Consider the following 12,819-nt stretch of genomic DNA (forward strand, 5'->3'; position numbering starts at 1 on the left):
AACAATAAGAATATGCGATAACCACCGCAATAAAAAATATATCAAACGAGCGTATATTCCTAAAATATTATTACTAACGAAATACCAGTATTGCCTCTGTTAGGTCGATCTATCGGCAATTTTGTGCAGTTGAGAAAGTGCTCTTATTGAGATGCAAAGACCAATGGCGCGATAATCCGTAGACCATTTTTGATATGAACTACAAACAACTTGGACGCACCGGACTGCAAGTCTCAACATCGTGCTTGGGAACCATGACGTTCGGCTGGGAGCCGGATGACTGGGGCAGTCACGAAGAGCAGAGCATTCGAATTACACACGCTGCCCTCGATCTAGGCATCAACTTCATCGATACTGCCGATGTGTATGCCCGGGGCATCAGTGAGACCATTCTGGGCAAAGCACTCTCAGAGGGCAAACGAGAAAAAGTCGTCCTCGCAACAAAATGCCACGGCAAGATGGATGACCACGACCCAAATGCACTCGGCAACAGCTTCAAGCATGTCATCGAAGCCTGCGAGGCGTCCCTCAAAAGGCTCAATACAGACTGGATTGACCTCTACCAAATCCACCGTCCTCAACCGTCCATTCCGATCGATGAAACACTCCGAGCTCTCGATATCCTCCAGAGACAGGGAAAGATACGCTATGCAGGATGCAGCACCTTCGCCGCTTGGCAAGTCTGTGAAGCTCACTACGTGGCCAAAGAGATGGGAGCAGCAGGTTTTATTACCGAGCAACCACCTTACAACCTCCTGGACAGACGCATTGAGCGGGAACTACTCCCCTTCTGCCGCACCTACGACTACGGCGTGATCCCTTGGTCTCCCCTGGCAGGCGGCATGCTGAGCGGCAAGTACCTAGACCCGAACACCCAAGGCGCGCGCTACTCGTCAAGCGACCCCGGCGGACGCCTCAAACAACTCCCCACCAAGCAGCTACTGAGACTCCAAGCTCTTGCAAAGCGATCTGAAATGTCGATGGCGACACTGAGTCTTGCGTGGGTAGCAAACCAACCCGGTATCACCAGCCCAATCATCGGCGCTCGCTCAGAAAGCCAGCTCCTGGAATCAGTGAATGCGTGCCAGCTGAAACTCAGCGAACGGATCCTCAAGCAGATCGATGACATCTTTGAGCCCGGAAGCCATCACGTGAACTATTACTCCGCGAGCTTCGGACCCAACCAAAAACCACGTTAACGTTTCATTTATCCGATTCTTTGATAAATAGATCAACGTCTGTATGATCAATCATGAAGACTCAGGCGTTGATCGCGGAGTTCATCGGAACTTTTGCACTGATTTTTGTAGGCATTCTTGTACTTGCCCATCTCGGAGAGGCGGACCAGCATCTTGGCCTTGTGGGAGTAGCGTTCGCTCACGGGCTGGCAATAGCATGCATGGCAAGTGCCACTGGCGGAATCAGTGGGGGACACCTAAATCCCGCCGTCTCCTTTGGACTGTTCTTGGCCAAAAAGATAAATGTCGCCACTTTCTTGACATACGTAGTCGCACAGATCCTAGGTGCCATCGTAGCGGCTTTTGCGGCAAAGTTCTGCGCAGCGGGTGATTCGATGCAAACAATCCTCCACGGAACGCCTGCGCTGGGAAAGAGCATCACACCGGCCCAAGGAATGGTCGCGGAGTTCATCACCACCTTCTTCCTCGTGTTCGTGGTGTATGGCACTGCCGTCGACAAACGTGCCCCTAAGATGGGTGCACTCTTCATCGGTCTCACTGTCGTGCTCGACATTCTTGCGATCGGCCCGATCACCGGAGGAGCAATGAACCCAGCTCGCTACTTCGGCCCAGCCATCGCATCAGGCCAGTTCAACGATGCAGCAGTCTATCTAGTCGGCCCGCTGCTAGGCGGCGCGGCCGCCGCTCTTCTCTTCAAATACGTTCTCGAAGAAAAGGAAAAGTAAGAAAGGCACCGACGGCGCGCTACCTCGGATTCGGAAAAATCTGAGGCAGGACTCTGGTAAAGGCCAGCTGCCACATCATGAATTCGTGACCACTCACGTAGTGATCAAATCGCACACGATTCCCTGCTCGCTTGAGGATGTCGGCAACGTCCGAGGTGTTGACAATGAACGACTCGAGAGTTCCAGCCGACAAGAATGTTACTGGAAGCTTCCTTCCGATGAGTGTCTTCTCAAGATCTTTGCGGTCAAAAGCCGCAACCGAACATGGGATCGCAGACCCAAAAACATCTGGACGAGCCGCAATCGCACTCACCACAAACGCACCACCATTCGAAAATCCGAAGAGCGTCCGGTTCTTCGGGTTACTGACAAGCCCATATTCGGCCTCAGCCCAAGGCATGACTTCCTCCAAAACGAACCTTAGATGAGCCGCAAACCGCTCAGGATCCGCAACTTTTAGATATTCACGTGCACGGTAATCCTGGCTCATGTCATAACTCGGACCAGTTCCTTTGTATGGCCCATGGTGAAGTCCGATGATCGCAGTTGGGGCAACCTTTCCAGACAGAATCAGGGGCTCAAGTACCTGCGCAAAATCTTTGCAACCCTGCCCATCAGCCATATAGACCGCGTTCAATTTCCTATTGGCGACTGGTGGAAGATACACGGTTATATCCCGTGATTCACCCAAAGCTTTACTCATTAGTGGCACCGTCTTAATGCTTCCTCGGAGATCTTTGGCCACTTGAGGCAATTTTGTCGCATGCCGACCTAGGAATGTTTTGCTCTCCTTTCCAACTTGGTAAGTAAAGAATGCCTGGTCCCAATTGCTCATCTCGGCCTGAGCGAACCACAGGCTTGTCTTGTTATCCCGTTCAAAATTAATCCACATCCAATCGGGGAGAGTGAGGCTACGCTCATGCTTACCGACAAAGGTTAAGTTCCTACCTTCAAGAAAGACTCCAGCCTCGTCAGAACCCAGCCGCTTTGCGAACCTGGCGACGTTAACGGGTGGGGTCACAACCTTATAGGGTCGAGACCATTTCTGCTGAGCAACGGTGATCAATAGGAGGGCGAGCATCACAATTGATACTGTACTAGTTTAAATCGATTAGCTGTCCACCCTCACAGAAAGAAGACGTACAGGCAGCAGAGAACCCGGAACCGGCGCGTATGAATGGAGCTCCATGCTCCAGAATGTGATCGACTCATCAGTGAGAAGCTCAATCTCCTCACCTCCGACACTTACAATTGCTGTCCCAGAAAGCACAAACGCATGCTCCTCGCCCGCATGGGTCCTGACCGGACTCGGTGCGTACAATTCTAAAATGGTTGGCTTGATACGCCCAGCCTCCAGCCGAGAAGCAAGGATATTCAGAGGGGTAACGCTTGCTTCCCTAGCCAAAATCTCTCTAGAACCATGTGGATCAAAGGGACCACCCTCGAAATTGGCAAGATCAAACCAAGTATCTTGTCTGTACTTGTGAACGGCATAGGGTCGGTCACCTGTCGTCACTGGCTCGGTCACTTTATCAAGGTGCAAACCAAGGACTTCCGCGACCTTAAGGTAAGTGCTGCGGCGGGTAGACCTCCCAAATTCAACCTAAAGAACAGTCGTCTTACTGATATGGGCCAGCTCTGCTAGCTGCCGAATCGACATCCGCTGCTGCGTTCGCGTACGCTTAAGCCTCGCTCCAGCAAGTGCCCGTACTTCATCGTTCCAGCTGAACGTCTCCTTTTCCACAGCTCATGCTACCAGCCAAAAACGAAAAGAGAGCGACCGAGCTTCCGCCCGATCACTCTCGATTTCTTACTCTTTGTCTAGCTGAGATTAGCCGCAGTTAGGGTGAGCGCCGTCTACGTCGGTTGTCCAGTAGCAGATGTTGCCAACGACAGCCTTGTAATCGAGCGACTTAGCGTGACCGTCAGCCCATTGAACGTTGAGCTTTCCGCCCCACATCGCCTGACCCTTCTTGAGTGCATCAGCATCGCTGAGATTGGAAACTGTCCAGTCTGCACCGCCAAGGTTCTTCCAGTAGCTACCGTAACTGCCGTTGACTGTCCAGTAGCTGCTGGCTGCTTCAGTACCGTTCAATTTGCTCATGTCAGTGAAGCCAGAAGCATTGTTAATGTCCATTGCACCACCATAGTAGCTACCATCCACGGTAAGGATCGTGCTTGCAACACGTGGAATGGATGTAGTTGTAGGAGGTGTTGGAACTGCAGAACTTCCGCCGTTGGTGCTCGCAGCAGGGCTCAGATAAACATCGTTGTGAGCGTAGCTGTTTTGGCCACCGTAGTTGTTGCCTTGTTGACCACCGCGAGCTTTCTGGAAACCTACAGTTGTCTTGCCGCCTGGGTAGAACGCATTCGTCTGACCTGGGTTAGCGAACATATTGTAGTTCTTCGCATATGGCTGAAGCATATAAACCCAGTAATATCGGGCGTTAACAGCTGATCCGACGCCACCGGCTTGGTCAGGTGCATCTGGCTTGAGATTGCCATTTCCGTCTGTATAATCCTGGCAAAGCGTTGGGTTAGCTGGATCGTTGCAGTTCAGTCGGTGAGGATAGAGAGTGTCATCGTAGCTGTCAACGTACAGCATGGTTGCCGTACCGATCTGCTTCATGTTCGACAAGTCAGCAGTCTTCTTAGCAGCAGCCTTAGCCTGTGCGAAAACTGGGAAAAGGATAGCCGCGAGGATTGCGATGATGGCAATAACGACCAAAAGTTCGATTAGGGTGAAGGCTTTCTTCATTGGGGTGACTCCGCTTACCGCCTTGACGGTGATAAGCAAATGCACTTCAAGTTTGGTGCCAGAGTCAGCTCGTTACCCTTCCCTTAACAATTCCCTAATAGCCCCTTAACAATTCGTTTCAGAGGCTATCCTAGCAAAAATAGGTGGTTCCCAGGCAATTTTCCTAGGAACCTGTCTACAAGTTTCAGACCCCGAACTAGAACTTAATCTGCAATCGAACGGTCGTCAGACCATATCTAGTCTGATGCAGCGTACGACGCGAATCGTCCACGAAAACTTCATATCCAACCGTCAGTTTTGTGTTAGGAGCAACATTACGGAGATAGGCCATGCCATACCCCTTGAGGTAGTCGCCGCTGTGGCTAGTATTGGGATCAAACTGCTCCATCCGAAGACCAAACTGATCGATCCCGGAAAGGTCATACAGCCCAATCACATGAAACCCCTTTACGCCATGAGCAAGAGCAGTGGCGGACGCTGTCGCATTTGGTATGCGATCTTTGCCCTCCATATACTCGGCACGAAGTGTTGCGCGGTCACGCAGAAGATGCTTCACCAGAGCATCCACATAATAAAAGTGCCGATCCGTAATGCGAGGCGAGATAACCGAGTTCGAAGCATAAGCAGATCTCTCACCCACAAGCCCCGAAGCCCCTAACTCAACCGGACCGCTCGAATACTTCGCTGCCGCAGTCCCGGCCAAACGACTTCCTGTGCCAGACGCAAGGCTTGCCTGCTCTGGGTCATTCATGGCAAGAGAATCGAACAGACCGGTCTTGAACAACCACTTGCCCTCTTGCCGGTTAAACTGAACACCTCGAAGCCGTTCTGTTGGGAAGAAGATCTGGTTGTACTGCGCCAATTCTGGAAACTCTCTCTCGGATGACGAACGCTCCAGTTCGTATCCAAGTGGGGTCTTCATCTGACCAACGATCAGCTTGTCACGGCCCAGCTTCTCAGCAGGACTCGTGTCAAAAGTGAAATAAACATCTCGCATCTGTGCCGCGTTATGGTCCGGCCCCTGGGAAATATCCAGGAGAGCTCTCGCTTGCACTCGGGGGCTAATCGTATCGATAAAACCGAACTCAAGCCGTCTAAACCGGAAGGAGTTGAAGGAACTGTTATTCCTCTTATCGGAATCTTGATACTGGAAGTGACCGTATCCCGTAATCTGGAAGGTGCCGGGCTTATCTCCCTTTGGCTGTTCCTTCTTCCCACTTGGAGATAGCTCAGCTTCCAAGTCTTTCAGCTTTTCGCGAATGGCTTTCAGTTCGTCCACCATCTGTTGGAGCAACTGCATAGACTTGTCGTCAGAAGTCACACCATTCTCTTGGACTAATTTGCCGATCGCCTTGGCACGAAGGTCTGCCACAGATTTAAGACGAGCAACCTCTTTGCGAACCCTTTCCTGGACCGCTGGGTTAGGAGCCTGCTGAGCGAGACCGCTTGAAATCGTGATTGCAAGCAATCCGAGAGAAAATAGTATCCCTTTGCGGTTTCGGACTAAGATACAAGATGACAACACCCCCTTAACATATCAGCAACAAACCGGCAAATACAATGGGCGAGCACTCTTTAGCTCCGATCGAGGTCCCCGAAAAATGCAAAAAGAAGGAGCCTGCCATTTGGCAAACTCCCTCTTTTCTAACCGAGCCTGACTTCAGCTATTTGAGACGAGTTCCTTCTCAGGAGCTGATCCACCATCGGGAGAACTCACCTTGAAGATAACTGTCTTGCTCTCTGGATCTTCCAGATCGGCCAGGATGTGATCACCCTCATGGAATCGACCCAAAAGGATCTCTTCACTGAGCGGATCCTCAATGAATCGCTGAACAGCTCTTCGTAGAGGTCGAGCACCGAGGTTGGGGTCGTATCCTTCCTTCACAAGAACTTTCTTAACAGCTTCGCTGAGCTCAATGGTGACTCCCATAGAAGCGGCTTGCTGGTTGACTCTCTTCAGGTACAGATCGGCGATCTCCAAGATCTCCTCTTCCTTAAGGTGCTGGAAGACGATGACTTCGTCGACACGGTTCAAGAACTCGGGTCGGAACATCTTCTTCATCTCCTCAAGCATCTTTCGCTTCATGCTCTCATACGTCTTAGGATCACTTGGATCTTCACGATTGTCTCGGAAGCCAAGGCCCTTATCGAGTTCGAGAGGTCGAACTCCAACGTTGGAAGTCATGATGATAATGGTGTTTCGGAAGTCTACAGTTCGCCCTTGGCTGTCCGTAAGCTGTCCATCTTCCATCACCTGCAGAAGGATGTTAAAGACCTCTGGGTGAGCCTTTTCGATTTCGTCGAGAAGAACTACGCAGTAAGGATTTCGTCGAACCTGCTCTGTAAGCTGACCGCCCTCATCGTATCCCACGTATCCCGGAGGGGCACCAACCAGTCGGGAAACGGCAAACCGTTCCATATATTCCGACATGTCGATTCGGACCATATTGGCCTCTTTCTCAAAGAGATAAGCTGCCAAAGCCTTTGCAAGCTCAGTCTTACCCACACCCGTTGGTCCAAGGAAGATAAAGCTTCCCATAGGTCGCTTCGGATCCTTAAGCCCGGATCGTGCTCGTCGAATCGCTCGCGAAACAGCAACCACTGCGTCATGCTGGCCGATGATTCGCTCGTGCAATTCATCCTCCATCTTAAGCAGCTTCTGCGTTTCAGTTTCGATAAGAGTGGTAACAGGAATACCTGTCCAGGACTGCACAATGGCCGCGATCTCGTCGTAGCTCACGATAGGCTCTGGCTTCTCGGTGTTCTGCCACTCCTCTTCTCGTTCCGTAACGCTGGTTTCCAGTGCATCCACTTCAGTTTGAAGCTTCAAGAACTCGTCATCCGTGCTGGATCGCTTCTTGAGGTGCTCCAACTCTGAACGAAGCTTAGTCAGTCGAGCGCGATCAGTTCGAACATCAAGAGGTGGAAGGCTCTGCTGAAGCCGAACACGTGAAGCAGCTTCGTCGATCAAATCGATCGCCTTGTCTGGCAGTGTTCGGTCGCTGATATAACGTTGACTGAGCTTGACCGCTGCATCCAATGCCGAATCAGTGATCTCAACCTGGTGATGAGCTTCGTATCGCTCTCGAAGACCCTTGAGGATATCAATAGCTTCTTCTTCCGATGGCTCTTTAACCTTAACAGCCTGGAAGCGTCGCTCAAGAGCAGCATCCTTCTCAATATATTTGCGGAACTCGTCTTGAGTAGTCGCGCCAATACATTGCAGTTCGCCTCGTGCAAGAGCAGGCTTCATGATGTTGGATGCGTCGATGGCGCCCTCGGCAGCACCGGCACCCACCAGGGTGTGAAGTTCGTCGATGAACAGAATGACCTGCCCGTCTGACTTACGAACCTCTTCCATCACCTTCTTCATGCGCTCTTCGAACTCACCACGATACTTGGTCCCTGCAACCAGGCCAGCAAGATCAAGCGAGACAATTCTCTTGTTTCGAAGGATGTCAGGGATGTCGCCACTCACGATCTTGAGAGCGAGTCCTTCTGCAATAGCGGTCTTACCAACACCTGGCTCGCCAATGAGACAAGGGTTGTTCTTCGTTCGTCGGCAGAGAATCTGCATGACGCGCTCAATTTCGCCCTGTCGTCCAACGACGGGGTCGAGCTTGCCTTCACGGGCCAGATCCGTAAGATCTCGTCCGAATTCGTCTAAAGTAGCGGTCTTATTGGGGCTAGCCGTGGTGTTGTTCGACGCACGGTTTCCGCTGGAGCCGGACTTTGCCTGAGACTCGTTGTCCTGAAGGGACATCACTTCTCGGCGTGCCTTCTCTAGCTCAACGCCTAGCTTGGCCAATACTCGACCTGCCAGACCATCGCCCTCTCGGATAAGCCCGAGCAGCAGATGCTCTGTGCCAATGTAATTGTTGTTGAGGTTACGCGCTTCGTCGTATGCGAGATCGATAACTCGTTTTGCGCGTGGGGTGAGCGTCATGTCCTGGGATGGTCTTGCATCTCCACGGGGAAGCTGCTTCTCCACCTCTGCTCGAATGCGATTGAGACTAACACCTAGTCGTTCAAGCACTCGTGCGGCGACGCTATCCGACTCGCGCACCAGTCCCAAGAGAAGGTGTTCCGTAGAGACATAGCCTTCTCCGAATCTCTGTGCCTCTTCTTGCGCGTAGAACACAACTTTTCTCGCGCGTTCTGTAAAGCGTTGCCACATAGTCTTTGCCTTTTACCTTTCGTCAGCGGTCGAGTTACCTCGGCTCCATGACACTTATATCTACGTTCGGTTATGCACCTTGCGTTATCCAGACCTAAAAATGCGCTTTTCCTCTTTGGACGTCGTAACGTGCCTCAGAAGATCGCTCATTTTAAGAAGAGTCCCTTTCACCCTTCTTAGTTCCTAAAATTGTCGGCAGGTTGGATCGATTTGTGTATTGCGAAACAAATTGAGCCATTGGGCCTACCAAAAAACAGGACTCGTCGAGCGAAAGCAACCGCTTCTAAATCGCCTTTGCACGCATTTTGCCTGCTAGGGATACCAGGATGCTCTGTTTCTGCCCTAAATCGCGAGATTTATCAGGACAAACGAGCGAGGTCCATGTTATTCCTACTCGCCCAGACTCTGTAGGCTTAATCCAAGAATCTCCAACGCGCGAGCAGCCTCTGAGTTAGCATCCAGCAATATCGCTTTCAAGAGTCCTTGGACGCCCACTGAGTCAGCAGAACCGGATGCCTTGGAGAAGACTTGAAAAACGGCCTCAGACAGAACAACCTGGGGAGCAGACTCTACATCGGCATTAGAGGTATCTAGCTTGTTCTGAAGATCCACGTAGATTGAATCAGTCGAAATGGTCGATCGAATCAGCAGACCGATCACGAGATGTTCGAGTGTCACCTCGCCTCTTCCCTGTCGCTGCGCTTCACAATATCCATACAGAACAAGCTCTCGAACCTCTTTGCCCAAGACAAAGGTTTGTCCTGTATGGTTGTGAGTGGTTTGGTCAATGAGAGGCAACAGGTGATCATCCACTTGCTTCTCCTTGCGAATGGTATCCACCGCGTCTCTCAGCACATCCTGCTTCACTCCGAACTTAGCCAGTACGCGACCCGCGACACCGCCACCTTCTCGACACAATCCCAGCAGCAAGTATTCGGGACCAACCAAACCGTGGTTGTGCCTACGCGCTTCGTCATAGGCAAAGTCGATCGCCCTTCTCAAACGCGGCGTAAACATAATTCCTGTCGTTCGGTTTGAAACTTCACTAATAGACGGCATGTGTCTTCGCACTTCCCCTTCAACCTGAGCGATGGTTACTCCAAGTCGCTCAAGAGAAAGACTAGCGATGCTGGCAGGTTCCTGAACAACAGCAAGGAGCAGATGCTCGGTACTCATATACGGGTAACCCGATCGAACCACCTCCTCCTGCGCACGGGCTATCGTTTTCTCCGCCTCTCGTGTTAGTTCCGCACCGCCACCGATGAAAAAAAGTTGTTCGCTCGGTTGGGCACCAACGTCAACTGGTTTGATTCCCGTGTTTTCCTGTAGCTCTTTGACGACTGATCGAAGCGCGTCATACTCCACACCGAACTGCCTAATAACAGTCACTGACACGCTTTCAGGCTTGTGGAGCAGCCCGAAAAGCAGATGTTCTGTACCTATGTAGTCGTTCCCTAATTCTCTTGCCTCGGCGTAGGCACGATTAATAACCCCTTTAGCCTCTGGCGTCAGAGTCATGTCATGAGAAAAATGAGCCTGGTCCTTTTGCACATCTTTAAGGACCGCCTCGCGAATCTCAGTAAGAGATACTCCAAGCCGCATCAGCGCGATGCAAGCCATGTTCTCCGGCTCTCGCAACACACCCAGGAGCAAATGCACATTACCTACATGGGAATGCCCAAACTTTTGCGCCTCCTCCTGCGCATAGAAGACGGCCTTACGAGCATGTTGGGAAAATCTTTGCCACATTTCTTACCCTCGATCTTGAAACGACCAAGACTACCAAAGCCCACACGAGCACTCCAACCCATTCGACCTATTTGAATGCCCCGCATCGAATCTTTGTTAGAATGGCGGCATCCCCGTCTCATTACTTGTAAACTGTGCCCTATGAAGAGCGCGGCGAAGGTTGGCCTACTCCTGATCGTTTCCATCGTCCTGTTGATTGGCGCTTTCGGGGTCCTCGGTCGCTCTTTCCTCTCCAAAACTGACGAGTATTTCGCCACACTCTCCGACGCCACAGGCATTACCCCTGGAACCCGTATCCTGATGGCAGGTGTGAAGGTAGGTTCCGTCTCTAAGATTCAGCTAGACAATCCCAAACTCGCCAAGCTCACTCTTCAGATCGATCAAGGGGTCGCCATCCCAGCAGGTAGCACGATCGTCATCCCATCGTCCCTAGTCGGCCTCGGCGACAACCCAGTCACCATCGTCCCCCCAGCGGTAGTCGCCTCGTCGCTTCCAACCGGATCCACACTAGACGGACGCAAAGCTGGTGCTCTCGATTCGTTCCTTCCAGACGGTGGCAAAGCCGGTTACGAAGAACTTACCAAGACCATGGCGGCCGTTCGAAAGCTTCTCGAAGATCAGAAGCTGAAAGGCAACGTTGAGACGCTCATGACGACGCTCAACAAGACTATGATCACCAGCCAGGAGACGCTCAAACAGTTCGGCGAACTAGCAAAGAACGGAAACGCGCTCCTTGTCAAGAACCAGGGAACCCTGCAAGCCATGCTCCTCTCGGCAAAAGGTTCAATCACCAATGTCCAGAGCATGACCTCTTCCCTTGCGAAGTTCATCCAAGAAGGCAAACTCCAGAAAGGCTCCACGCAGCTTCTTGACCAAGTCAACGCCATTGCAAAGAAAGCAGACGGACTCCTAGCCAGCATCGACAAAACGATGAACGATCCACAGTTGCAGGGCGATATCCGGTCGATCACCCACAACTTCGCAGCAACTAGCGAGAGCGGCCCAAGACTGGCGAAGAACGCGGAAGATATCACCGCCAACATGAAAGTGATCACCGACAAATCGAAGGAACTCCCAGACAAAGTCGGCACCCTTCTCGACAAAGCGGCAAAGCTAGAAGACCAACTCTCGGAACTGATGGACAAAGTCGGAGGCGTCTTCAAAAAAGGCCCACCCGCAAACCCGCTGACCGGCATGTCAACCGAAATGACCCTCACCCGCGACACAGGTGCAGGTCGATGGCGAACAGACCTCAATACGTTCTTCCCACTCAAAGACGGCTTCTTCACACTCGGTCTGTACGACGCATTCGAGAGCAACAAGATCAACGCCCAAGTAGGCAAGAACATCGACACCCGACTCGGCTACCGATACGGGATCTACGCAAGCAAGCCCGGCGTTGGGGTAGACTACGCTTTCACGCCGAAGATTTCCTTCCGCTCAGATGTTTACGATATGAACAATCTGAAGTTTGATGGAAAACTACGGTACGACTTCGGAACCGGACTGATTGGGTGGCTTGGCATCGACCGAGCCTTTAAAGACAACGCTCTTTCCATCGGAATCGGCATCCGAAAGTAGCTCAAGAGCTCGACCCTCGGGTCTTCGCTTGCGCGTGGCAAGGCATGCCTTGCCAAACCTGACGAAACAAGGATCAAAAATGAAAGTTATTCTCACGCAAACCGTACCCAAGGTCGGTAAAGAAGGCACCGTCGTTAACGTAGCTGACGGGTACGCACGCAACTATCTGTTCCCACGCAGCCTCGCTATCGTGGCAGACAAGAACCAGATCAAAGCTCTCGAAATCAAGAATGCTCGAATCGCTGCTAAGACCGCAGGCGAGAAAGCAAACTGGGAAGGAATCAAAGAGAAGCTCAATGGCAAGACTGTTCGAATCGCAGGCCAGGTCGGCGCAAGCCAGGGCAAGCTGTTCGGTGCAATCACCAGCCAGAACATCGCAGACGCTATCAAAGCTCAGCTCGGCACATCGCTTGAGAAGAAGCAGGTTGCTCTCATCGACCCGATCAAGAAACTCGGCCTGTTCACCATCGAACTCGACCTTCACCGAGAAGTATCGGCAGAGATCATCGTAGACGTCTTCGACCCCAACGCACCAGTAATCGTCGAAGCACCAGCTGAGACCACCGAAGAAGAAGCCTAAGCTTCAACAATCTAAAGGGGAGGTAATTGAATTGCCTCCCCTTTTTTGTG

Annotated in this window: 11 protein-coding genes; 4 read left to right on the top strand and 7 right to left on the bottom strand. The window is 51.8% G+C overall.

Going from position 1 to position 12,819, the window contains the following annotated elements; translation table 11 throughout:
• Positions 1-194: 194 nt before the first annotated feature.
• Together ACZ51B_RS04050 and ACZ51B_RS04055 are read left to right on the top strand one after the other, a co-directional pair.
• On the top strand, positions 195-1,199 hold the full coding sequence (locus ACZ51B_RS04050; protein WP_464295953.1) for an aldo/keto reductase: 1,005 nt from the start codon (positions 195-197) through the stop codon (positions 1,197-1,199).
• 53 nt (positions 1,200-1,252) lie between these two features.
• Positions 1,253-1,924 (top strand): MIP/aquaporin family protein, encoded by a 672-nt coding sequence (locus ACZ51B_RS04055; protein ID WP_464295954.1) that lies wholly within the window; start codon positions 1,253-1,255, stop codon positions 1,922-1,924.
• Positions 1,925-1,943: 19 nt separating this feature from the next.
• Here ACZ51B_RS04055 and ACZ51B_RS04060 read toward each other — a convergent pair whose 3' ends face one another.
• The 7 genes from ACZ51B_RS04060 to ACZ51B_RS04090 form a co-directional block, all read right to left on the bottom strand.
• Positions 1,944-3,005, bottom strand: a complete 1,062-nt coding sequence (locus tag ACZ51B_RS04060; protein WP_464295955.1) for an alpha/beta hydrolase — start codon at positions 3,003-3,005, stop codon at positions 1,944-1,946.
• A 30-nt stretch (positions 3,006-3,035) separates the two neighbouring features.
• On the bottom strand, positions 3,036-3,467 hold the full coding sequence (locus tag ACZ51B_RS04065) for a cupin domain-containing protein (protein ID WP_464295956.1): 432 nt from the start codon (positions 3,465-3,467) through the stop codon (positions 3,036-3,038).
• A gap of 60 nt (positions 3,468-3,527) precedes the next feature.
• Entirely contained in the window at positions 3,528-3,668 is a 141-nt protein-coding gene (locus ACZ51B_RS04070) for a hypothetical protein (protein WP_464295957.1), read from the bottom strand.
• Positions 3,669-3,755: 87 nt separating this feature from the next.
• A complete protein-coding gene (locus ACZ51B_RS04075) occupies positions 3,756-4,682 on the bottom strand; it encodes a prepilin-type N-terminal cleavage/methylation domain-containing protein (RefSeq protein WP_464295958.1) in 927 nt (308 codons plus the stop codon).
• 196 nt (positions 4,683-4,878) lie between these two features.
• Positions 4,879-6,150 carry a porin gene (locus ACZ51B_RS04080; RefSeq protein WP_464295959.1) on the bottom strand — a complete coding sequence of 424 codons (1,272 nt, stop codon included), beginning with the start codon at positions 6,148-6,150 and terminating at the stop codon, positions 4,879-4,881.
• 192 nt (positions 6,151-6,342) lie between these two features.
• A complete protein-coding gene (locus tag ACZ51B_RS04085; protein ID WP_464295960.1) occupies positions 6,343-8,859 on the bottom strand; it encodes an ATP-dependent Clp protease ATP-binding subunit in 2,517 nt (838 codons plus the stop codon).
• A gap of 390 nt (positions 8,860-9,249) precedes the next feature.
• Positions 9,250-10,608 (bottom strand): Clp protease N-terminal domain-containing protein, encoded by a 1,359-nt coding sequence (locus ACZ51B_RS04090; RefSeq protein WP_464295961.1) that lies wholly within the window; start codon positions 10,606-10,608, stop codon positions 9,250-9,252.
• A 141-nt stretch (positions 10,609-10,749) separates the two neighbouring features.
• Between ACZ51B_RS04090 and ACZ51B_RS04095 the strand changes: the two genes are divergently transcribed.
• The gene (locus tag ACZ51B_RS04095) at positions 10,750-12,189 is read left to right on the top strand and encodes an MlaD family protein (RefSeq protein ID WP_464295962.1); all 1,440 of its coding nucleotides are present in this window, start codon (positions 10,750-10,752) and stop codon (positions 12,187-12,189) included.
• A gap of 79 nt (positions 12,190-12,268) precedes the next feature.
• Positions 12,269-12,769, top strand: coding sequence for a 50S ribosomal protein L9 (gene rplI / locus ACZ51B_RS04100; RefSeq protein WP_464295963.1), 501 nt, complete (start codon positions 12,269-12,271; stop codon positions 12,767-12,769).
• The last annotated feature ends 50 nt before the right edge of the window (positions 12,770-12,819 follow it).

The organism is Fimbriimonas sp. LA-C6 (genome assembly GCF_055398105.1).

Coding starts and splice junctions, on each gene's coding strand:
- ACZ51B_RS04075 (WP_464295958.1), bottom strand. CDS start 4,682: ATGAAGAAAGCCTTCACCCTAATCGAACTTTTGGTCGTTATTGCCATC.
- ACZ51B_RS04050 (WP_464295953.1), top strand. CDS start 195: ATGAACTACAAACAACTTGGACGCACCGGACTGCAAGTCTCAACATCG.
- ACZ51B_RS04055 (WP_464295954.1), top strand. CDS start 1,253: ATGAAGACTCAGGCGTTGATCGCGGAGTTCATCGGAACTTTTGCACTG.
- ACZ51B_RS04090 (WP_464295961.1), bottom strand. CDS start 10,608: ATGTGGCAAAGATTTTCCCAACATGCTCGTAAGGCCGTCTTCTATGCG.
- ACZ51B_RS04095 (WP_464295962.1), top strand. CDS start 10,750: ATGAAGAGCGCGGCGAAGGTTGGCCTACTCCTGATCGTTTCCATCGTC.
- ACZ51B_RS04060 (WP_464295955.1), bottom strand. CDS start 3,005: ATGCTCGCCCTCCTATTGATCACCGTTGCTCAGCAGAAATGGTCTCGA.
- rplI (WP_464295963.1), top strand. CDS start 12,269: ATGAAAGTTATTCTCACGCAAACCGTACCCAAGGTCGGTAAAGAAGGC.
- ACZ51B_RS04085 (WP_464295960.1), bottom strand. CDS start 8,859: ATGTGGCAACGCTTTACAGAACGCGCGAGAAAAGTTGTGTTCTACGCG.